The organism is Commensalibacter communis (assembly GCF_947179015.1).
Classification (GTDB): domain Bacteria; phylum Pseudomonadota; class Alphaproteobacteria; order Acetobacterales; family Acetobacteraceae; genus Commensalibacter; species Commensalibacter communis.
Window position 1 is genome coordinate 182,751 of the sequence record NZ_CAMXCM010000002.1, and the last position, 22,606, is coordinate 205,356.

General features: G+C 37.2%; 16 protein-coding genes. 3 read left to right on the forward strand and 13 right to left on the reverse strand.

Annotated elements, in window-relative coordinates:
- Positions 1 to 25 precede the first annotated feature (25 nt).
- From pbpC to PQG54_RS05675, 8 genes are all read right to left on the reverse strand, one after another.
- Positions 26 to 2,398 (reverse strand): penicillin-binding protein 1C, encoded by a 2,373-nt coding sequence (pbpC, locus tag PQG54_RS05640; protein WP_271789752.1) that lies wholly within the window; start codon positions 2,396 to 2,398, stop codon positions 26 to 28.
- A complete protein-coding gene (locus PQG54_RS05645; RefSeq protein WP_271789751.1) occupies positions 2,395 to 8,406 on the reverse strand; it encodes an alpha-2-macroglobulin in 6,012 nt (2,003 codons plus the stop codon). The genes pbpC and PQG54_RS05645 overlap by 4 nt, the downstream gene beginning before the upstream one ends.
- A gap of 327 nt (positions 8,407 to 8,733) precedes the next feature.
- A complete protein-coding gene (locus tag PQG54_RS05650) occupies positions 8,734 to 9,330 on the reverse strand; it encodes a hypothetical protein (protein ID WP_271789750.1) in 597 nt (198 codons plus the stop codon).
- 102 nt (positions 9,331 to 9,432) lie between these two features.
- Positions 9,433 to 10,377 (reverse strand): carbohydrate kinase family protein, encoded by a 945-nt coding sequence (locus PQG54_RS05655; protein WP_271789749.1) that lies wholly within the window; start codon positions 10,375 to 10,377, stop codon positions 9,433 to 9,435.
- 32 nt (positions 10,378 to 10,409) lie between these two features.
- Positions 10,410 to 11,066 carry a class II aldolase/adducin family protein gene (locus tag PQG54_RS05660; RefSeq protein WP_271789748.1) on the reverse strand — a complete coding sequence of 219 codons (657 nt, stop codon included), beginning with the start codon at positions 11,064 to 11,066 and terminating at the stop codon, positions 10,410 to 10,412.
- Between the two features lie 259 nt (positions 11,067 to 11,325).
- Positions 11,326 to 12,570 carry an NAD(P)/FAD-dependent oxidoreductase gene (locus tag PQG54_RS05665; protein ID WP_271789747.1) on the reverse strand — a complete coding sequence of 415 codons (1,245 nt, stop codon included), beginning with the start codon at positions 12,568 to 12,570 and terminating at the stop codon, positions 11,326 to 11,328.
- A gap of 21 nt (positions 12,571 to 12,591) precedes the next feature.
- Positions 12,592 to 15,981 carry an MFS transporter gene (locus PQG54_RS05670; RefSeq protein WP_271789746.1) on the reverse strand — a complete coding sequence of 1,130 codons (3,390 nt, stop codon included), beginning with the start codon at positions 15,979 to 15,981 and terminating at the stop codon, positions 12,592 to 12,594.
- A gap of 21 nt (positions 15,982 to 16,002) precedes the next feature.
- Positions 16,003 to 16,227, reverse strand: coding sequence for a YiaA/YiaB family inner membrane protein (locus PQG54_RS05675; RefSeq protein ID WP_271789745.1), 225 nt, complete (start codon positions 16,225 to 16,227; stop codon positions 16,003 to 16,005).
- A 152-nt stretch (positions 16,228 to 16,379) separates the two neighbouring features.
- Between PQG54_RS05675 and PQG54_RS05680 the strand changes: the two genes are divergently transcribed.
- The gene (locus tag PQG54_RS05680; RefSeq protein WP_271789744.1) at positions 16,380 to 16,961 is read left to right on the forward strand and encodes a TetR/AcrR family transcriptional regulator; all 582 of its coding nucleotides are present in this window, start codon (positions 16,380 to 16,382) and stop codon (positions 16,959 to 16,961) included.
- A gap of 11 nt (positions 16,962 to 16,972) precedes the next feature.
- Here the strand turns inward: PQG54_RS05680 and PQG54_RS05685 are convergent, their stop codons facing one another.
- From PQG54_RS05685 to PQG54_RS05695, 3 genes are all read right to left on the reverse strand, one after another.
- Positions 16,973 to 17,398, reverse strand: coding sequence for a DUF1090 domain-containing protein (locus PQG54_RS05685; RefSeq protein ID WP_271789743.1), 426 nt, complete (start codon positions 17,396 to 17,398; stop codon positions 16,973 to 16,975).
- 73 nt (positions 17,399 to 17,471) lie between these two features.
- On the reverse strand, positions 17,472 to 18,113 hold the full coding sequence (locus tag PQG54_RS05690; RefSeq protein ID WP_271789742.1) for an SGNH/GDSL hydrolase family protein: 642 nt from the start codon (positions 18,111 to 18,113) through the stop codon (positions 17,472 to 17,474).
- Positions 18,114 to 18,294: 181 nt separating this feature from the next.
- On the reverse strand, positions 18,295 to 19,074 hold the full coding sequence (locus PQG54_RS05695) for an acetoin reductase (protein WP_271789741.1): 780 nt from the start codon (positions 19,072 to 19,074) through the stop codon (positions 18,295 to 18,297).
- A 191-nt stretch (positions 19,075 to 19,265) separates the two neighbouring features.
- Between PQG54_RS05695 and PQG54_RS05700 the strand changes: the two genes are divergently transcribed.
- Positions 19,266 to 19,529 (forward strand): hypothetical protein, encoded by a 264-nt coding sequence (locus tag PQG54_RS05700; RefSeq protein ID WP_271789740.1) that lies wholly within the window; start codon positions 19,266 to 19,268, stop codon positions 19,527 to 19,529.
- Positions 19,530 to 19,569: 40 nt separating this feature from the next.
- Here PQG54_RS05700 and PQG54_RS05705 read toward each other — a convergent pair whose 3' ends face one another.
- A complete protein-coding gene (locus tag PQG54_RS05705) occupies positions 19,570 to 20,142 on the reverse strand; it encodes an SIS domain-containing protein (protein WP_271789739.1) in 573 nt (190 codons plus the stop codon).
- A gap of 50 nt (positions 20,143 to 20,192) precedes the next feature.
- Positions 20,193 to 21,119, reverse strand: coding sequence for a 16S rRNA (cytidine(1402)-2'-O)-methyltransferase (gene rsmI, locus PQG54_RS05710; RefSeq protein WP_271789738.1), 927 nt, complete (start codon positions 21,117 to 21,119; stop codon positions 20,193 to 20,195).
- 55 nt (positions 21,120 to 21,174) lie between these two features.
- Here rsmI and PQG54_RS05715 point away from each other — a divergent pair, with 55 nt between their 5' ends.
- Positions 21,175 to 22,530 carry a penicillin-binding protein activator gene (locus PQG54_RS05715; RefSeq protein WP_271789737.1) on the forward strand — a complete coding sequence of 452 codons (1,356 nt, stop codon included), beginning with the start codon at positions 21,175 to 21,177 and terminating at the stop codon, positions 22,528 to 22,530.
- The last annotated feature ends 76 nt before the right edge of the window (positions 22,531 to 22,606 follow it).

Sequence of the window (22,606 nt, forward strand, 5' to 3'; positions counted from 1 at the left end):
TATCTTTTAATAGATTATATAGATTCTACTGAATCGAATCTACTGTAATATTTATACTCTCACTTTGCCCCTGATCGTCAGTAACGGATAGATGATACTTACCAACCAATTCTGGTTGCCAAAAGATCGGCATATTGGGTGTTGTTTGTCCGATAAATACATTATTTGCAAACCAATATAAACGTGAAGCATTTCCATCGGCATTGGCGGTTAATAGGATTGAATTCTGAGTATTTTCCTCTGATTTTGAACGCAATATATAGGTTTGATATGCATGAGGAGACTTGATATGGGGAGGACGAGTATTTTTAAATTCTTTCTTGCATGTTGGATCAGAAGGAGGATGTCGATAAGATAATCCAGCTTTGTTAAAAAGCAATTGAATTTCAGAGGGCCAAAATTCATAGATTTCTGTATGGATTTGTTTCCCTTCATAAGGGGGGCATGCAACTTTTCCTGTAAGCGTATCAATTTTAACAGGTTGGTGTAACGTGCTGACTTTGATGGGTGATACGCTTGGGATAAACCATGTATATCCTGTTTGTGGACACCAACGATTGGGCAAATCACCACTGGCAAGGCAGATTTGCACTTTCTTTAAATCTTTTGGTGGGTTCCAAGCAGCCAAATCGTGCGTTGTTGTCACAGGTCGTAATGCATCAATAATATTGAAAAATAAAGGGGCTGCTGTTTTAATACCTGTTGCGTTACTGTTGCTGGAATTATCAAAATTTCCAACCCAAACAATTAATACATAATGGCTAAATAATCCTGCTGTCCAAGCATCACGAAAGCCTGATGAGGTTCCTGTTTTCCATGCAATTGGAAAAGGCGACATAATCGCAGAAGTGGTTTCATCTGGACGTTTATTTTGGGACAATATATCCAAAACCATAAAGCGAGCTGCATCACTTAATAAAGGCTTTCCTTCTTGTATAGGATCAATAGAGAGAAACCGTAAAGGACGTAATTTTCCTCGGTGGCTTAACAAAGCATATAAAGTTGCCTCTTGTTGCATACTAATTTCTTCCCCGCCCAGTGCCAAGGATAACCCATAATATTGTTGGCTTTTAAGATGGCTAATATTGGCTGATGATAAAAAATGATAGAAATCAGGATTTTTTAGTTGTGCGTTAACCCAAACAGCGGGAATGTTTCGGCTTAAATTTAACGCAATTGTTGCCGTTAAGGGCCCTTTAAAATGTCCATCGAAATTTTCAGGCATATATCCTGAAAAACTCATAGGGATATCGTACAAAATCGTTTGAGGATGCAGAAACCCTTGATCGAACCCTAATCCATAAATAAAGGGTTTTAATGATGATCCTGGTGACCTTCTGATATTGGTGCCGTTGATTTGACCAGAAATGGCAGGATTGAAATAATTGGCTGATCCAACCAAAGCTTTGACGCTCATATCATTCGTATCAACTAATAAAGCAGCACTATTGCGAATGACAAATTGATGATTTGCGTTGATAAAATTAGAAATTTGCTGCTCTAAAACATGTTGTAGATTCAAATCTAATGTTGAATTTATCCGATGTTGTGTAGGATAAGTATGTAAAATTTGTTCTACAAAGTGCGGGGCTTCAAAAGGCAATTTTGTAGTGGGTCGAATTGGTAAAGGTAATTGCATTAAAGCAGAAAGATTTTGATCGATTGAATATGTTTCTTTCCATGCTTCATAGAGGCGAGATCTTGTATCCAATAAATGCTGGTTGGTAATAAAACAATTATCTTTTTGTTTGCATTTGATTTTTAAATTAGGCTCTTGAGGAATAATGGCTAATAAAAGTGCTTCAGGTATTGTTAATTCAGATGCGTTTTTATTAAAATATATCAGGCTTGCGGTTTGGATCCCTTCTACATTCCCACCGTAAGGCGCAAGGTTTAAATAAGCTTCTAAAATTGCATCTTTTGAATAAAAGAGTTCCAATTGTGTGGCATAGTAAATCTGTTTTGCTTTGCCCCAAGGAGTTTTGGTATTGAGGTGATATAATAACCGTGCAAGCTGCATCGTAATGGTTGATCCACCTTGCCGATGACCATGTAAAAGATAAGTAACGACAGCACCTCTGGCAATACCATAGGGGTTCGTGCCAAAATGGTGATAAAACCATTGATCTTCATGCAGCAAAACCGCATTGATTAAAGAGGGCGATATTTGGGCTAGCGGCACCCATAATCGATAACGATCATCTCTGGCTAGGGTCAGTCGTAATAATTTGCCTTGTTGGTCATACACGATCTGAGATACAGGTAATATGTCTTGTAAAGGGGGATGGGGATATAGGCGACAGCCAATAATCACCAGGATTATTAAGCTGCCTGCACAAATCCAATTTTGCCACTTTTTTATATAATGAGTGGCAGAATGTATCAGTAGACGGATCATTTAGGCGAGGTAACAGAAAGATATCCACCTGAAAGCGATCTTGCTTGAATGGTTGGGTTATACATTCCTTCACCATAAGCAGGCGGGATGATATATTTCCCAGCATTGGTTGCTTTGATCCGATAGACATATTCCTGAATATCTTTGGTTACCGATGTGTAAATTAGCACTTTATCTTCTTGCTTATTGACAAAGTCAGGGTAAAAGCCGTTACTTTCCGCAGGTTCATTTTCTGTCATCAGATCAAACCCACCAGGAAGCAAATCCGTAATGGCGATATTTGCATGTGTTTTATTATCCGTTGAACGGAATTTAAGATGAACCAAGATTTCCTGACCAATCTTAACGCTGGATACAGGATTGTTTTTTTGATCCGTATAGTCGCGAATAATTTCCATTTGATGCTGAATAGCTGTTTTCGGTGGGTTTTGATCAAAACCTCTTTGAATAACGCTATACCATGCTTTGTTGCCTGTTTTATTATCAAAAGATAAAGAATTTGTCGGTCCTTGTTGCCAGTTTAGAATTTGTATCCCATTCTTGAGTTGACTGGTTTTCAAGACAGAAGGTACTTTTTGCCCCTGTTCTGTTGAGTCCTGCAGTGCTTGGATCAAAAGGTTTTGAGTATTATCTTTCATATTGGCTGAATAAGTATCAAACGCCATCACCGTTAAGGAAGAAGACAACGTATTATAGTAACCTTGTTCAATAGTGTTCAAAATATTGGTAAAAGTATTTTTAGAGAGCGTTGGTATGATTTCTTGGAAATGTTGAGACAAAAGATAAAGGGTCGTTGCATCCTGTGCTAGATCGCCACCGTCATACCCATCAAACTCCCAACCCAGAGTGGATTGTTTAGGATCACGTTGCAGCCTTTTTAAAGGGCCAGCCATCATTTGTTGTGCAGCTTCATCTTGCTTCATCAGCTTCATTGCAGAGGCTAACCATGCAGCCGTTGAATCTTGTTTCCATTCATCTTTATAGTGATTGTTCAAATCTTTTACCAGACCAGCAATCGGGCTGGTCATGATAACGCCATGCTTGGTTAATATATAAATGGCAAACGCTTTATTACGCATCTCTGATAAAGTGCTGGTATTCCCATTAATGGCATAATCTTTTAAATAGACATATGCTTTGTCTAAAGCAGTGCTGGAAACTTGTTTGCCCTGATCTGCTGCGTTTTGTAAAAAGAATGTAACATAAGCGGTTACAAAATTATCAGCATTCGGTGTTGACCTCCATAAACCAAAAGCCCCTGCATTATTTTGCCGTTCTTGCAATACAGAAATCGTTTGATCCAACGAGCTGTTCAATGCGCTGATTTGCTTTGGATCCGTTTGAGCAAAAATAGTTTTCAAAGCTGAATTATTCTGGATGGTAAGCAATGCAAAAGCACGGCTGACTAACTGTTCAGAACAACTATGCTCATAATTAATCAGATAGGTTCCTAAACCTTGGATAACGACCATTGGCAGATTAGAAAACGAAGCGTAATGCAACGCATTATGAGGATAGACATGGCGCAAATCTGTAAAGCGTTTGGTTTGTCCTGCCCCGACGCTGTTCATATCGACTTGAGTGCGATAGGTAGATGCAGGTCGTAATAAAACATGGGCGGTGGCATTGGTTAAGGATTGATTATAGTTAAGCGAGAAATGTAAGTCCCCTGACCCAAGATTTTGGTTCAAAGCTTTGATACGGAATCTAACCGTTACAGTTTGTTTTTCGCCCAAAGATAATGTTTGGCTATTATCACCAATAACTTGAAACTGAGGGGTTGTTTTCAAACGAACCGTAACAGGAACTTTTTGATTATTAAGATTTTCTAAATTATTTGCAACTAAAACGCTGACTTCACTCTCATCGCCTGGGGTTAACGTTGTGGGTGCATTGGGTTTTAATACAAAATCATCTCTGACAATGCTTTCTTGGCTGGTGACACCAATTTGTTCATCGGAAACAGATAATGCCATAACTTTTAACGTGCCGTTAAAATAGTCTGGGGCATCATAGGTGAATTCTCTGGTGCCATCAATATCAACAATGCCTGACCAAAACACCACAGGTTTATCTTGTTTGCGCTTAAACGGGTTAACATGTTGTGCAAATGGAGATTCGTCATCCCCACCAGAAGCAGAAACAGATTTTAGTAATTGACTAAATTCAGGAAGAATTTGGTCTAGGATCTGTAAGGTTTGCACATCAAGCATTTTCTTGCTGAAGAAATAACCCAAGGGGTTAGGTAGTTGATATTTTGAAACTTGTAAAATGCCTTTATCAACCGCCCACAAAACCACACGTGTTGGTCGTTCTGACGTCACGCTGAACGTTATCTTACGATCCTTTGTGATTTTAGGAGCTGTGATGGTCAATGGATTTTGATGTTGTTCAAGATCAACAGAGAAAGGCATAACGCCATAGCTGAGTGGACTCATAAAGATTTCATCAGAAGCAGGATCACGAATAAATTGGACATTGATATATCCATTGCCATCCAGATTTTCTGGCACGGTAATATGCTGTACAGAACTGGTGGTATCCGTATGGAACCATGTATGCGCATAGACTTTATCTTTTTCAATTGTGATTAATCCGCTGCCCGCATAAGGGGCGCGAATAGCAACTTCAATTTGCTCGCCTGGCTTATAAGATTTTTTATCAAGATGAATATTAAGCTCGGCATTTCGTTCCAAAGATCGAGATAGATTACCAGCCCCAATAATAGAATAGTTAATGCTATTGAGTTCATGATTATCTTTGTCGATAATAACAAGCTTATAGTCCCCAGAGATTTTGGTATTGATGGGATAATCACTGCCATTCTTAGCAATCGTGAATGGTGTTTCACTTAAAGTCTTTTCTCTGAGTTTAGATTCATATTTATAAAGTCCAGAGGATTGTTTGACCAAAACAGATACATAGCGTTTTTCAATAAGCCTAAGTTTCAAATCAGATAATGGAATTAAGTCTGCTTGTTGATTAATGGCAATCAAATGAACGGGTTTAACAGCGCTATTGATCTTGATATTGTTGATATCGTCCGTAGAGTGATATCCAACCATATAGTCATTCGGTGAAACTATGGTTTTAGCCGTTGCCGCAACGCTGCGCCCTGAATCTGGTTCATAGACTTGCCCTAGGAATGACAAAGAATAGCTGCCATTGGCATATTTTTTCAGATTAAGATCAAACACAGCTTTGCCTTGATCGTTCGTGGTTCCTTCTTGTAGGGTATCTTCGAAACTCTCTTGCAAATGATCAGCAACGCTAAATTGATAGTCTTTCCATTGTTCGAATTGAGGAATAAAAGGCGAAACTTTAATGCTGGCTTCTACACGTCTGTTGCTGGCAGGGGTGCCAAACAGATTTTGTGCGTCGATGATTGCTTTTAATTGTTCAGGTTTTACCCATCCTTTGGAATTATTTTCTGAAAATTGAGCTGAAACACGCGTTTGTTCAGGCAGGAAATCTTTAACTTTGATGGTTGTTGATCCAATTTCTTGAGACCAGTCTTTATCTTTTGGGTCTATGGTTTGCAGGCTGATTTGCCACGTTCCATTGGGATCATTATCGCCAATGGTTTCGGTAAACTCATTAAACCCATCTGCGTCAACCCTTACAGGTCGTTCATAGCTCTTTCCTGTGGGATCTGTAATAACGATTTTTAATGGTAAGCCCGTTATCGAATTATTCCAGTCAGCAGCTTTGATGATCATACCAATATGAAAATCTTCACCTGTTCGGTAAATCCCGCGATCAGAAAATAAATAGGCAGAAATCTCTTTTTTGTGAATAGTGTTAATATCCCCACCGATATTGAACCGAGAGAAGTCAAGTTGTCTATTAGACGCATCAATTGGTAAAAAAGATAGATCATCTTCTTTGGTGACAACGTAAAGAATAGGTCGTTTATCTTTTGAATAGCCTTGTAAATTAGGAAAATGCACAATACCAGAATCATCAGTGGTTTTTGTGATTAGTTTTTCTCCATTTAATCCCATTACGGAAACATCAGCATTCGCAACAGGGTTTCCATCACTGATTGATTGGATAAAGACGTCTTGACTACCATCAAGAGATTTTTTGACGATCATTCCTAAATCAGTAATGACAATCAGGCGACTATCATTCACAGAGGAACGGTCTTCATCTTCATCAGGTCTGTCATCGTTATTATTTGCATCAGAGTTAGCGGTAGGCGTAGACCCCAGCGCAAATGTTTTTTCGTTATTAAGCCGGTTTCGTTTAAGAGTTTCTCGTTTTGCTTTTAATTCTGCTTGTTTATCATATTCAGATAAATGCAGAATAAAGACACCATGTAGTCCTTTGTGAAGATAAGAAGAAAGATCAAAGCCATCATAACGAATGTCATGAGAGGGTTTGCTGCCAAAGCTGACTTTTTGCTCATAACGATTAATAATGTGATCTTCTGTAAAGGGATAGGTAAAGTTTACTTGGTTATAATTGTCCTCATTATTGCGGAAACTGACCAAATGTTGAAGTTGATTTGGACGAAGTTGTCCGATAACCATCCGCACGCCCGTCAGATTTTGGGAAACAATAGAAACTTTATTGCTGCCATGCAGGGATAACAAAGCCCCATCAGACATAAAGTTCAATCGTCTTGGATAGTCTGGTGCACTCAGGATCATCGTTGATGGGGTGCTGAGAACATATCCCCCCGTAGATTGTATGCCTGTATTGATTTTCACCAAAATTTGTTGATTAGGATCGGTCTTAAATTTAAAACTTTGTACAGCTTGGGCACTATTTTCAGCAGGAATCAATGATAATGAAAGGGGTGTGAAATGGCTGATAGTCTGAGGCGTCAATGTTTTTGGATTCCACGCAGAATCTTCATCTTTTAACGGCGGTAAGATCCACGCGGAGATATTTCGAGCAACTTGTTCATCATTGACTGGAGAGTTGAATTCTACCTCTAAAATTTGATCCGAATTATTTTTTTCATCGGTGACAATATGTGAGCTTAAACCATCTACACGCAGAGTATATTTACTGGGAACATTAACCGACGTAACGATTTTGCTCGTAAGGGTACCATGTCCCAATTGTGATGTTGTTCCTGGATCAATTGTTAATTCCAACTGGCTGTCGTCATTTGGGATAGGAAGAGTTTCAGAAGAGATGGTCGCTGTTAAGGTTTGCTTATCATAAACAACAGTAAAAGGAATATTCTTGCTGATTTTTCTAGTTTTGTTTTTATTACCACCAAACAGAGATGAGCTTTCGATTTTAACATATGAATTTAATGATAAATGAATGTTTTTTTCAAAGCTGATCGGATCGACAAGCATATTAAAATGGATGGTGAAAACACCCTTTTTAATCATTGGATTTTGATCGTCTTGTTGAAACGCTTTGGATTGAACTGTTGCGTCAAATGCTACGGTTGTAAAGGGAACAGTGGGAATTTTATTATTGATATCTCTGGCATTTCGGACAATAACATTTGGATTAAATTCTTGAGGTTTGGTAAAATCAATTTGATAGGTTTGTCCAGCGCTCCAATCCGTTTGGGGTTGAAAGGTTAAAGAATGGTCATTAACCCAATGCCATACCCCTTTTATTTCAGGAGAAATTGGAAAGAGGTTTGGGAAATTTTTACCAACTTTGTCCAAAGGAGCCGCAGAACCTGAAAAATTAACTCTTAAAGGATAAATGGTCGGTGGTGACTTTTTATAATCTGTCAGAGATGGAGCCACCGCATAAATCTTAACCAGATTGGGGATAGGAGGAATTGGACGATTTTTATACCAATATACTCCATAAGTAAAACACCCAAACAGTGCGAGACATATGGGTACGCCATATGAAATTTTTTTCTTTCTTTGACATATGAATTGCCAACAAGAAACTGCCCATTTTGGAGGTGACCATGTAAAGTGAATTTGACCAATAATCGGTCTTAAGATAAATAAAATAAGCCTTTGTAAAATAAGGAGAATTTTAAGAGGGAATAAGCAAATAAATCGTAAAAACGGCATAAAATTCACCTTTATTTATTTTTAAATATATAATGATCACTTATTCATTAAATTGATACTATTTGCAATGATATAATATAAAACATACTTCTTTTTGAAATAACATTTGTGAATATAAATCATTTGGAAATACAGAGGCTTGATGGTTTTTGTTTAAAGCAGTTAAGTGTCTATGAGCCTGTTTTTTTACGGGCTGTTTTTTTGGTATTGCATGGATGTAATAGACTGAAGATTCTATACCTATTAGTGTAACGAGACTTCACGAAAGAAAATAATTTTTAAGGTTTCTGCTTGTTGTTATATTAGTGGTAATATGCCATTTTAATATTATTGAATAGAACTATGATAGTATTTGTGAAGTTCCTCTTTCCATGTTTTTTTAATACCAACATTTTTTTCATCAGTAACATCATCAATGAACCAGTGATTGTCTAAGTTAATTAAATTAAAATAAGTATGTTGTTGACCAGGGCGATCGGTTGTAAAGACATCATCTTTTTGAAAAGTGTCACTACCGTTTATAACAAAATCAAATGAAACTTTTACTCTTGCGGTATGTTCAGTTTCCTGAAGAATTCCGATATTTCTAACAATTAGACCATCCATTGGATCTTGGCAGTTACAGATAAAATCATAATCCATAATGCTGCCATCGCCTTGTTCAGAGGTCAATTTATCATCTTCTTTGATGACTTTGAAAAAATCAGGTGAAAAGAATTGTTCACTTTTTGAATCTGTTCGATCCAGCCCAATATCATTTGATTTGTTATCTTGTTGAGGTTGGTAAAAGGAATAAACTTGCTCGATTGTTTCAGTTGGGCTTGATTGTCCATAGGCCGTTTGCGTTTGTAAAAGAAACAGCACTCCTATTAAGGCAGTAATCCCACAATAATTTTTGGTAAGATTAAAGTAATTTATCAGCATGTTCAACAATACCTAGGATGGATGAGGTAACAAAAAAGAAGAATATATTTTGTATAATATACTCTTCCTTTATAATACTGAATTTATATACTTAATCTATATTTATTTGGTGGGTAATGTATTCATTGCATGTATTGTATCATCAAAAGATACTAATTTTCCATCCGATCCAAGTCCCATCGCAACCTTTGCGGCAACCGCAGAAGCAAAACGAGCAGATTGAGGTAAATCCCATCCTTTAATCAATCCTACAATCATGCCTGCACTAAAGCTATCCCCACATCCTGTCGTATCAACCACTTGGATATCGTAAGCAGGAAGCGTAAAGTCCTCTCCTGAATGTGGGGATACATAAACACCGTCCCCGCCCATGGTTAATACGATATTTTTGGCACCAAGTTTTTTATAAAACTGGGCGATTTTTTTTGGATCAGTTAGATGAGACATTTCGCCAGCTTCTTCAATGCTGGGAATAAAATAGTCAATATAAGGCAAGCAAGGTTCGACCAATGCAAATGTTTTTGCGCTGGCTCCAATAAGATCATAAGTCGTCGTGCGCCCTAGTTCCTTGGCTTTTTTTAATAGATTGACTGTTGGTTGCCCATCAAATGACTTTAATAGACCTGTGCCCCCAACATGAATAATGCGAGCATCCAAAACTTTGTCATATTCAGATTCATCAATATTAAAAATAGCGGATGCCCCCATTACGTGTAAAGCAGGTCTGCCACCACTCTCAGGAATAGGTAAAATGGAAGCAGAGGTTTGCGCTTTATCGGTACGTTTTATTAAAGAGCAATCGACCCCAAATCCTGTTAATTTAGAGCAAATATAATCCCCCATATCATCTTTACCAACCGTAAACACACCTTGTACAGACACGCCTAGAATTCCACAATCCATTGCTGTTGCGCCAGCAGTGCCAGCAACTGTCATGCGAATTTGATCGATAAGTTCCAACTTACCTTCGGGGGGGATTGCTTTAATAGGTCGCCCCAATATATCAACATCACATAGTCCAATAGAGCTTACATCAAAGCGTGGCATCGTGATATTCCTTTCATTATATTACTATTTGACTAATCCGCATGACCATAATTGCTGATTTTTTCAACAATAGCATCGATTTGATCGTGCGATAAAACTCTGGGCTTGCCTAATTGCAGAACCCCATGAAATTGCTTTGCAAGCGTTTCTACTTCTACCGCCAACCACAAAGCTTTGGATAAATTGGCTCCGACAGCGATGATGCCATGATGTTCTAATAAACAGGCCTTGCGCCCTTCTAAAGCTTTTAACGCCTGATGAGACAAGGCTTCTGTACCAAAAGTTTCATAAGGTGCACAGCGAATATTATCCCCTCCCGCAACGGCGATCATATAATGAATGGCTGGAATATCCAGTCCCATAATTGAGATAATAGTTGAATAAGTTGGATGAGCATGAACAACTGCATTAACCTCGGGACGTGCGTTTAGAATATCTAAGTGAAAACGCCATTCGCTGGATGGTTTCAAAGTTCCTTTGACAGAACCATCCATTTCCATACGGACAATGCTTTCAGGCTTTAACTGCTTATAGGGAACACTGGTGGGGGTAATTAATAAGTAATCTTCGTGACGGACACTGATATTTCCAGAAGTACCCTGATTAATTCCAAGACGGTTCATTTCAAGGCATGCTTCGATTATTGCACATCGCTTTTCGAGTTCAATAGGAGAAATATTTTGAGGCATTAAACAACTCTTCACTTTGATTTTTAATATCAGCAGCCCCATTAAAACAACATATACGTTATTTAAAATAGTGCATGCTTTACAGAAGAGTATCTTGAATTTTCTTAGATTAAAAATAACGTTTTTTTTACTAATATTATTTTAGAATAAATTATATCTAATAAAAATTATTATAAATGCGTATTTTAAGAAATTTATAAAACATTCCCAGAATGAAATATAGAGCAGTTTTTATCAACCACTCTATATCTATTCGTATTTATCTTGATATCGAACGAAGAATATCTGCAAAGATTGCACTTATTCCTTTGAAAGGGCCTAATATATTAATTTGATGACTGCGGTATAAAAATGTATGCGCTAAATAGGCCAGCATCCCTTTAACATGGGTGCTGTGTCCAAAAGTTCCAAAAGATCCATAACGACCAACGCTGATTAAAGATCCATAATCTTTATAAACAAATGCTGGAATATTAGAATCTTTGTTAATTAATTTTACAAAATTAGCACTTAAGTAAATAGCTTGTTGGCGTGCCACTTGTGCTGTCGGAGCCAATGGATTCTTTTGTCTGGAAGAACAATCACCAATTACAAAAATATCGTCGTGATTTAATAAGCGAAATTGTTCATCTGTCACGAATTGTGCGTTTTTGGAGCGCTCTGTATTTGCAATATCACCTTCCACGTCTATTGCTTTGATTCCTGTTGTCCAGACAACTTGATCTGCGGGTAAGGTGTCCCCAGAATCCAAAACAACATGATCTTTTGTGACTTCTGTTACACGCGTTGAAAGTAACGTTTTTACCCCAATATTATCCATTGTTTTTTGAACAGATTTACTGATATTTTTTTGGAACCCTGGTAAAACTCTGTCTCCAGATTGGATAACCGTTAAATCAATATGCTTATTAAAGTCGTGGTCTGTATATTGTGAAGCTTGTTGTAGCATTTCAGCAATTTCACCAGCAAGCTCAATCCCCGTTGCCCCAGCCCCAACAATGATGACATGATGTTTTGTATGCAAAATGGTCGATTGCATAATGTACTTTTTTAAATCATGATGGAATTCAAGCGCATAACCAACGTCATCAATCGTATAAGCGTGTTCGTTAACACCTTTGGTATTAAAATCATTGGCTTTACTGCCTAATGCAATAACAAGATAATCGTAAGAGACGCATCGTTGTGGTAAAATTTCATCATCATATTGATCAATATATGGTGCCAGAGTAATTTCTTTTGCCTCTGTATCGATTGATGATACTTCACCAGGTTGAAAGGTAAAATTATGTCGTTTGGCTTGGATCAGAAACGACATTCCTTGCTCTTGCAAAGAGGCGCTGCCTGCAGCAAACGTATGTAACATAGGTTTCCATGTATGAAATTCATTTTTGTCAATTAAACATAATTCATATCGGGAATGATCAATTTTTTTATTGATTCTGACCAGGAATTCAATTCCGGCAATTCCGCCTCCTAAAACAACAATTTTTTTCTTACTCATTGTATAAAATGCTCCATTTTTTTATAATTGTAATCGCTTTTGTAATTCTGGGTAATTAATTTTGCCTGTTGCAAATAGAGGGATTTCTTTGACAATTTTCAAATTTTTAGGAATCATGATTTTTGCAATATCATGTTCTTTACTATAGGATAATAACAGATCAAGGGCAGCATCTTGTTGTGTTGTAATTAACAATAATTGTTCGCCTTTTTTATCGTCTGTTAAATTGATCACAGCATTTGTGGCTTCTGGCCATATTTTACTGGCAATAAGTTCTACCGTCGTCATAGAAATCATTTCTCCACCAATTTTTGCAAAGCGTTTCACCCGACCAGTAATTGTCACAAATCCATCTGTATCAATATCTACAATATCCCCAGTGTCATACCATTCATCTTGCATAGGTTGAATGACACCAGGATTAGTATGTGTCATATAGCCTATCATAATATTTTGACCTTTGACTAACAATTTTCCACCTGTATGAATCCCTGAGACAGGAACAAGTTGATGGGCGATGCCTGGTAAAAATTGACCAACCGTTCCTTTACGATGGTTTATAGGGGTATTTAATGCAATAACAGGCGAACTTTCCGTAGCACCATATCCTTCAAAAATACGAACACCAAATTTGTCAGCATATAATTGATGTGTTTCGTCTTTAACTTTTTCTCCACCAGTAATGATATATCGCATGGCATAAAAATCGTAAGGATGTGCATATTTGGCCCAACCATTCAAAAAAGTATCTGTCCCAAAACAAATCGTTGCATCTGTATCATAAATTACGGATGGGATCGTTTTATAATGTAAAGGATTAGGATAATGAAAAGTTCTGACGCCAAAAAATAAAGGGAGTAATGTTGCACCAGTCAATCCAAGAGAATGGAAAATAGGCATTGCATTAAAAACATGATCTGCGCAGCTGAAGTCAATAACAGAGGCAACTTGTTGACAGTTGGTTAGGATATTATGATGGCTTAAAACAACTGCTTTTGGGTGTCCTTCTGATCCAGATGTGGATAAAATGACTGCAGGAGATTGGTGAGAAACATTCATACCAGGAAGACGCTCTGGACGAAGCAAATCTACTTGTGCTTTGACCTTGTCAGTTAATGTAAAGCTTTGGATAATATCTTCTAGATAAAGAATTTGGATATCGTGTTTAAGTTTGGCCTCTAAATCACCTAGGTTGGCTTTTTCGATAAAAAGATGACTTGAAATAATCGTTTTAATCTTTGTTGTTTGACAAATATTTAAAATATTTTCAGTCCCTGTGGATACATTGATTGGGTGTGGAACACGCGCAATCGCAGAGACCGCCATGAAGGAAATAATCGCCCCACAAGATGTAGGTAATAATAAACCAACGCACTCGCCTTCCTCTGTTTGTTTCTCAATTTTTCTGCCAAATAAAACGGCACCTAGACATATACGTTCGTAAGTAAAAGGCTCTCTTTTAATATCCTCAATAATTTCCGTTTTTTTGCCATAGATATCTTTTGCATCGATTAATGCTTGAAAAATGGTTTTTTCAGTGCTTTTCGCAGCAAAGGAAGTGTTGATCATAATTCGTTCTATTGTTTTTGCAATTTGATGTCTATTTTCTTGATGAGACATTGTTGGGTCAAGATAGTCATTGATGTTAATCGGGGGTTTAATAGTAATCGATATTCGGGGAAATAAAGATAATGGTAATTTTCCTTTCATACGTCCAAAATATCCAAATTGTAATCCATTTATGTAAATTGGCAATATCTTTGCATTGGCGTTATAAGCAACAATGCCAGCACCTTCGTAAATTTTCATCAAATTTCCTGTTTTTGTCAGGCGTCCTTCTGGAAAAATAACTAATTTTTGTTTTTTATCACGCACGGCATGAACCATATCTTTGATGGCATAAGGGGATTGTATGTCTATTTGGAATGTTTTGACGAACGCAAGAAATGGACGAGCCCACCATTTTTGTGCTGTTTTGGTATAGATTGCAAAAGCTGGCTGTTCTGGGAGGTAACAAGATAATAAGCTGGCATCTGCAAAAGAGGTATGATTGGATATAATCACGACTTTATCGCCAGCTTTTGCAAAGTTTTCCATTCCTTCAATAGTAACTTTATGAAAGATTTGAAAATATAATTTAAAGATTAATTGAAGAATTTTTGAAGTAAAAAAACGCATAATATAAACCGTTACAAATAAGTTAATGATGGAAAGAGAGATAAAGAGAGATGCAGAGGAAAAACCATAAGCACTGGCTCTGGCCCAGATAAAAGAACCAGTGACCATCATGATCGCATTGACAATATTGTTGCCTGCAATAATTCTAGCTTTGCTGTTTTTTGGAGATTTTTCTTGAATAATTGCATAAAGCGGAACGGAAAAAATCCCACAACAAATTGCCATTAAGGTTAAATCAATAAGAAGGCGATATCCTGTAAAAGAGGTAACCAAGCTAGATAAAGAATCCATTCTATGGATTGAAAAAAGTGCAAATCCAAAATCTAAACAAAAGAATGAAATCCCAAGTGCTGCGATTGGAATAAAGCGAGCAGATATCGTTCCTTTTAGTAATCGAGAACATAAAATAGATCCACCCGCAACCCCCAAAGAAAAGCAAGCAATGAATAAATTGGTTAGATAATGACCATTATGTAGGATAATTTGAGAGGATATATCGAAGATACCCGCACCCACAACAGAGCCAATTGTCCAAAACCAAGAGATACCTAGAATACATAACCAGATACTACGATTTTTGTGAGAAAGTACAATGGTTCTGTAGGTTTCTTGGATGATATTGAGGTTTAGTTTTATGTCTTTATCAGCAGGTTCAATTTTTTTAATTTTAAAGACAGAAATTAAACTTAGAATTGAGAGAATAAAGGCAGTCCCACAAACCCAATATAGTCCTCCAGGAAAAAGAATAAGGGAGCCACCAAGTAACATGCCAATCAATACAGCAATAAACGTAGAGGTTTCAATGAGGCTGTTACCAAAAAGGATTTTCTTTTTCACAACAATCTCAGGGATAATACTATATTTTAATGGACAATAGAATGCCTCTGCCGTTCCAAGTAAAAACAAGCAACCAAGTAATATTGGAACATGCTGATTTATAAATCCTATGAATGATACAGGGACTAAAATGATTTGGATAATTTTTACAGCAATCATAACGCGTTGTTTTGAAAATTTATCTGCAATCTGTCCAGCGGTAGCTGAAAAACAAGCATAGGGCAGAATAAACAATCCACCAGCAATCGCTGCAATCCCTGTGTTTTGGTAGTTCATAACGAATAAAGCCATAACGAGCATTGCATTTTTAATCATGTTTTCGTTCAACACACCACAAGATTGTGCCAAACATAAAAACCATAAAGAACGTTGAGAGGTATTGGATGTTTTTGGCATGATTGGTTGCCTTATTTCTATTTATTCAGTTGGTTCTGATTGATATTCGGCTTGGTCACGTAGAGTTTTTGATAAAGAAATAGAGGATTGAACCAAAAATAAACTAGCAAGGCCAAGGTAAGCTCTGAGCCAATTATCCATAGGCATGTAAATTACTGCGAAAGCCATGGCGACGATGGAGATGATGAAACTGACCCATGTGAATAATACCCAGCTGCTGGTTGTTGTATTTGATTGTTTTGACAATTTCGAATCCTTATTTATATATTGAACATTGTTCATTAAACACGATTCGAGATAAAACACAAGAATTATTTGAACATGGTTCAAAAATATTTATATCTTTTAATTTTTAATGTTAGAGTGCATAAAGATATAAATGAAAAGGAGGAAAGCAAATGGGCCGTAAAGGTAAAGATCCAGACGAGTTGCGCAAAAAGATTATTGATATTGCCTATACAATTATTGTTACCGAGGGTTTGCGTAAGTGTACAGTACGCGCCGTTACGAAAAGGGCGGGTTGCGCATTGGGGTCATTGGGATATTTATTTACAGGGCTAGATGATGTTATTCTTGCGGTCAATACGCGCACATTAACTGAAATGGGTCAATATATGTTTGAAAAAGCTCAAGCTGAAAAAGAAGAGCAAGTTGTTGATCGATTAACTGCTTTAGCATTGGCTTATTTTACTTATGCAAAGGATTATTTTAATCAATGGGAAGCGCTTTTTGTATTACGCTTTTCTCAAAGTGAATTACCCTCTGAATATTTACAAGTGCGTAGTCAATTGATTTTAAAAATCACTACGTTATTTTCCAAAGATATGACGGATCAAGAGAAAAATATTATGTTGGCCAGAACCATGTATGAAGCGGTGCATGGAATTGTTGTATTGGGATTAGATCACAGATTAGGTGGAACATCTCAAGATGTTGAAAATAGAATTCGCTTGTTAGTTTCCACCATGATCAAAAATTAAAAAGAGAATGATTATTGGTTGGCTTTCACTTTATTCTTAAAAGCCTCTAAAGCTGCTTGTGCAGCTTTAAACTCAGCTTGCTTCTTTTCCAATTTTGCTTGTTTTTTAGCAATTTTCTGAGTGTCACCACTTTGTTGAGCTTGTTTCAATTCATTAATAGCTTCAAAGACATCTTCTTGTTCATCATCAACGTCTTCTTGGTATTTTTCTTGAAGATAGGAGTTCGTACATTTGTTATTTATTCTATTTAGCTTATGTTCAAACTTGTCTATTTTGTTCTGATTACTGGATTGCTTGGCATAAGATATTTTTTCTTGAATATCTGCAGCTTTTTCTTTGCAGGTTTTAAAATCATAATGATCCACTGCAAGTGCAGGAATAGAAAACAGTAATAAAGTTGAAAAACAACCGACTTTAACCATTGATTTAATCATCATTCTTGCTCTCCTTGGTGATGTATTGTTTAATTAAAATAAGCGGAGAGTATGGTGTATCTATGGCGGGATTTAATTATAAATTCTCGATCAATTTTTGAATAGAATGTGCTAATTTGACCTGTTCATCCAAATCATAGTGAATGCCATCAATTTCGCTGACCGTGACGACCGAACCGATATCAAGGTAGGTTAGATCATGTTTTTGAGCGATTTTTTGATAAAAATGGTGCAGTGATTTTGACTTTTCTTCACCACCTGCAAAAATATTGCTTAAATCACTTCTATTTTCTTTGATGGGTGGAGGGCAAAGTAAAATAATTTTAGGGCAATTTCGATTTGATTTCAGATGGTACGTTTTAATCTCTGAAATTAATTGGTTAATAGAATAAGAAATATCAGCGGCAGTGACGGAAAACCGTGTTTTAAGATCATTCGTTCCCAGCATTAGAACAAAAATATCAATGGGCGTATGGCTTTCTAAACAAGGGCGTAAATATGTTAACCCATTCTTGTGTTTTCCTTCGATAGGATCATCATGAACGGTTGTGCGTCCTGGTAGACCTTCTTCAATGATATGATATTGCTTTAAGTTATTTTGTAATATACCTATCCAGCGTTCTCCTGAGGTAAAACGCTCACTTTTGTCAAAACTAGACATGGGTTTTGTGCCGTGGGTATTACTGTCCCCATAAAATAAAATTGTTTTTTTTTGCATTAGAACTTCAATAAATTAAAAATGTAAGGGTTAGTGGAAATCTTTATATTTTGTAGCAATTCGTTTTGTTTGTAGCATAAAAAGTTGGCTAGTAAACTGAACAAGATTTATTCTGTAAACCAGCCTACTGAAATCGATTATCACCAGGATTTATGTTGTATCTTAGCTGAGTTGTAATTGATTAACGGTAAACAATACCACCGTCTGTAATAATAGATTGACCAGTAATATAGTCTGAATCATCGCTACATAAAAATGAAACCAAAGCAGCTACATCATCAGGTGTTTGCGCACGCCCAAGGGCGATTGAATCAATCATTTTTTGATAAGTTTCACCTTTTGGTGCACCTGTAATTTCAGAGAAACGATTATCGATTTCGACCCACATATCTGTTCCAACAATTCCAGGACAATAGGAGTTGACAGTTATACCGGCCGAAGCATATTCTTTTGCTGCTGTTTGTGTTATTGCACGAACTGCAAATTTAGTTGCTGAATAAATTCCAAGGATCGCCATTCCATCATGCCCAGCAATAGAGGAAGCATTAATAATTTTTCCTTTTTGCTTGCGCTCTTTAAATTTTTCAGAAGCCGCTTGAATTCCCCATAAAACACCATTCACATTAATTTTAAAGATGCGATCGATATCTTCAGGCGTGACATCTGCCAATGGTTTAACAGCAGCAATTCCAGCGTTATTAATCATTACATCAAAACCACCAAGTGTTTTTTCAGTATGTGCAACGGCAGCAAAAACAGCATTTCGATCACTGATGTCGGTGACACAAATTGCGGCTTTACGTCCCAGTTGTTCGATTTCTTGGGCGACATTTTCTAATTGTTCTTTTTTAAGATCTGCAAGTCCTACATTGGCACCTTCTTTGGCTAGGCGCAAAGCAACACTGCGCCCAATACCTTGTGCAGCACCTGTGACTAAAATGACCTTATTTTGAAGTTTCATGAAATTTCTCCCTAATATATAAAATAGAATGAGCGGTTCATATCATGTCATGATATATAAAATATCGGAACTATTAACTATCTTTAACATCTTAAGTTATCTTATCAAATAAAATAACTTTTACTATAAATGATATTTAAAATTTATATCTTGTAATTTCTTAGACTAACCTATTGAAGTTAAGGTAAAAAATGCAAAATAAAGAGCTTTCAAAATATATTCATCTGATTGGATGGATCGGAACATTTACGGCTTGTTGTATGTATTTTTTTTATATTCCACAGATTTGGGATAATTTACATGGACATGTTGCGCAACCTTGGCAGCCTGCTGCTGCAATGGTGAATTGCACAATTTGGGTATGGTATGGGGCCAAGGTCAAAGATTGGCCCGTTGCAGTAGCCAATGCACCAGGAATTGTGTTTGGGTTTGTTGCTTTTGTTACCGCTTTATAATAAATTAAGGGTAATATCATTACCCTTAATTTATTATACTCTATGCAAAATCTCCTGAAAGACCCTCTAAGTTTGTATGTTGGTTTTTCATTTTCTCAAGCGAGACGTTGCATTGCTTCATTAGCATCATGGTAACAATATCTGTAAATAAAAATAAAGATTGTTCCAGTAAAGTCGACATCGGTTGAATGGAATGAGTTTCTGTCTCAGTTCCAAAAATCTGTCCTGGCACACGAACACATAAATCAGCATATTGTCCATGTTCATTTTCTGGATGTGCGGTTAACAGAACGACACGTGCACCTGCTTTTTTAGCCAGTTGAATAACGTTCAACTCAACATTAGTAACTGCGCAATGCACGATTAAAAGATCATCTTTGCCAATACAAGGGGTTGTCGTATCATAAACGACGTAACTGTCAAATCCCATATGTTTTAATCGCATTGCAAAACCACGAACGGATAATTGCATTCTGCCCATACCATAGAGTTGAATGGTTTTAGCTTGTTGGATTTCTGTAATAAGCTGCTGTATTTGTTCGGAGTTAACGGCCATTAATGTTTCAAGATTTTCTTGAATGACCGTGTGAACAAGGTCTTTGTAAGTGTTCATGATGATTCTCCGTGATATATTCAATTGGATGAGCAAGAATATGAGTTGTTTTATTTGTTTTTACTTAATTCCAACGCACGTTGGTAAACGATTTTCTTTGGCAAATGAATGGCCGTAGCAACCAATGAGGCTGCATCTTTGACAGACAGGGTTTGTAAAGCCGTTTGTAGTTGTTGATCTAAATCATCTTCGGTAATTTCATCTCGATCGGGCGGAGGTCCCAGCAAAACGGTGATTTCACCCCGAGGAGGTGTGTTGGTGAAATGTTCTATTAATTCATGCAATGTATTGCGTTGCACTTCTTCAAATTTTTTGGTCAGTTCCCGAGCGACGGCGGCAGAACGATCATTACCAAAAATAAGGGCTAAGTCTTTCAGCATGTCGACTAAACGATGGGGGGCTTCATGCCATATGAGGGTTGCTTTCAGGCCGGCCCGTTCTGCGGCTTTTAAAGTGGTAAATCCATTTTGTCTGGCTTGTGATTTAGGTGGTGGGAACCCTACAAACATATAAGGATGGGGTGGAAGACCAGAAAGGGTTAATGCCGTCAATGCTGCGTTAGCACCTGGAATAGCGGTTAATGGAATATTTGCTTCAATAATGGCTTTGGTTAATCGATAGCCAGGATCGGATAATAAAGGCGTTCCTGCGTCTGAAACAAGGGCGATTATTTTTCCTTGTTGCAACATTGAAATAATTTGTGTTGTTCGTTGTAATTCATTATGTTCATGAACACTTTCCATACGAATAGATATCCCATATGCTGCAAGAAGCTTAGCAGTAACGCGGGTATCTTCACAGAGTAAAATATCAGCCTCTTCTAACGTTTGTTTAGCTCTGAGACTGAAGTCGCTAAGATTACCAATAGGAGTAGAAATAAGAATGAATTCGCCTGACCCTTTGACTGATTCTTTAGAATTTTGTTGATCTGTTAAAGGTAAGGAAGTATCTGATAGCATAGATTTTTCTTGTTTCATAATAAAAGCAATCTCAAAAAGTATAAAAGTTCGGTTATATAAAGGAGCACAAATATTGAGTAAGAACATAAATCCTTTACAGAAAAAAGGGATTTCTAGGCAAGCAAGTATAGTGACTAAATTATTAAAAGCGAGTGTTTGTGTTCCGGTTTTAATAATAGCAGCTTGTTCTTCTGATGGGAATGGCAGTCCAAATCCTGTAATTTCTGCAAATAATAATCCTAAAAAGCAAGTTGGATTATTATTACCGCTCAGCGGTCGTAATGGTGCTTTGGGGAATAATATGATGCAAGCAGCCAAATTGGCGCTTAGCGATCCTTCTGCACCTAAACTGGATGTTTTTGATACAGAGCAAGCAGGGGGAGCTGCTGAGGCAGCACGTAAAGCTGTTGCTGCGGGTGATGGAATTATTTTAGGACCGTTAACAGCCACGAACACAACCGAAGTAGCATCTGTTACCACGGCCAGCAATGTCCCAGTCGTTGCGTATACCAGTGATGTTTCAGTTGCAGGTCCTAATGTTTGGGCGTTTGGTGTAACTCCAGAACAACAAGTATTAACGATGGTTCGTGCAGCAAAGAATGAAGGCAAAACAAAATTTGCAGCTTTGTTGCCTGAAAATCCTATGGGCAAAGCAATGGGTAATGCATTGACCAAAGCCTGTGCTGATCTAGGATTATCGCAGCCTGTTATCGTTTATCATACAGCGTCTAAAGAGGACATTACCCAACAATTAAAAACATTATCTAATTTTGATGCACGGGTTCAAGATGCTAAAATGAATCCAACGTCATCTGCTGCTGTAAAACCATCCTCAACAGGTGATAATAATGATGGTAATTTGTTGGATGAGCTAGCACCAACAGAATCAACTTCTTCAACGCCTAAAAACGATGCTAAAAATTTAGCGCTTGGAAATCCTCCATTTGATGCGTTATTGCTAGCAGATACTGGGTTACAATTACAATCTGTCATTGATGCTTTGGATGAAACCCAAGTTTCCTCTACCAAAGTCAGAATAATGGGCCCTGGATTATGGGGGGCGTTTGCGTCTAAATTAGGCAAGCTGCAAGGTGCATGGTATGCATCTCCTGATCCTCAAAAAAGAGCAACATTTGCACAGCAATACAGAGCTAAATACGGCGTTGCACCAAAGCCATTGGCTGATCTAACGTATGATACTGCTGCTTTGACCAATTCTTTGAGCAAAATTGGTGGGTATACATCGCAAAACTTAATGCGTGCAGATGGTTTTGATGGCGTGGATGGATTGTTTGTTTTACAAGCTGACGGTCATGTAAAGCGTGATTTACAAATCTTCCAAATTCAACGTTCTGGTGGTGCTAAAGTGATTTCTACACCTTCAGTCGTAAAACCTGCTATCAATTCAACAAATACGACACATAGCTAGTTATTGTAATATATAAAGTGCATAAGAAAGGGTGATTTTCTTTCTTATGCCTTATTAAATTTCCATATAACCTATT

What these genes read in the sequence shown, in the direction of transcription:
- PQG54_RS05695 (WP_271789741.1), bottom strand. Translation starts at nt 19,074, where the DNA reads ATGAAACTTCAAAATAAGGTCATTTTAGTCACAGGTGCTGCACAAGGT.
- PQG54_RS05660 (WP_271789748.1), bottom strand. Translation starts at nt 11,066, where the DNA reads ATGCCTCAAAATATTTCTCCTATTGAACTCGAAAAGCGATGTGCAATA.
- PQG54_RS05690 (WP_271789742.1), bottom strand. Translation starts at nt 18,113, where the DNA reads ATGCAAAAAAAAACAATTTTATTTTATGGGGACAGTAATACCCACGGC.
- PQG54_RS05700 (WP_271789740.1), top strand. Translation starts at nt 19,266, where the DNA reads ATGCAAAATAAAGAGCTTTCAAAATATATTCATCTGATTGGATGGATC.
- PQG54_RS05670 (WP_271789746.1), bottom strand. Translation starts at nt 15,981, where the DNA reads ATGCCAAAAACATCCAATACCTCTCAACGTTCTTTATGGTTTTTATGT.
- PQG54_RS05685 (WP_271789743.1), bottom strand. Translation starts at nt 17,398, where the DNA reads ATGATGATTAAATCAATGGTTAAAGTCGGTTGTTTTTCAACTTTATTA.
- PQG54_RS05645 (WP_271789751.1), bottom strand. Translation starts at nt 8,406, where the DNA reads ATGCCGTTTTTACGATTTATTTGCTTATTCCCTCTTAAAATTCTCCTT.
- PQG54_RS05705 (WP_271789739.1), bottom strand. Translation starts at nt 20,142, where the DNA reads ATGAACACTTACAAAGACCTTGTTCACACGGTCATTCAAGAAAATCTT.
- PQG54_RS05680 (WP_271789744.1), top strand. Translation starts at nt 16,380, where the DNA reads ATGGGCCGTAAAGGTAAAGATCCAGACGAGTTGCGCAAAAAGATTATT.
- PQG54_RS05665 (WP_271789747.1), bottom strand. Translation starts at nt 12,570, where the DNA reads ATGAGTAAGAAAAAAATTGTTGTTTTAGGAGGCGGAATTGCCGGAATT.
- PQG54_RS05655 (WP_271789749.1), bottom strand. Translation starts at nt 10,377, where the DNA reads ATGCCACGCTTTGATGTAAGCTCTATTGGACTATGTGATGTTGATATA.
- rsmI (WP_271789738.1), bottom strand. Translation starts at nt 21,119, where the DNA reads ATGAAACAAGAAAAATCTATGCTATCAGATACTTCCTTACCTTTAACA.
- pbpC (WP_271789752.1), bottom strand. Translation starts at nt 2,398, where the DNA reads ATGATCCGTCTACTGATACATTCTGCCACTCATTATATAAAAAAGTGG.
- PQG54_RS05650 (WP_271789750.1), bottom strand. Translation starts at nt 9,330, where the DNA reads ATGCTGATAAATTACTTTAATCTTACCAAAAATTATTGTGGGATTACT.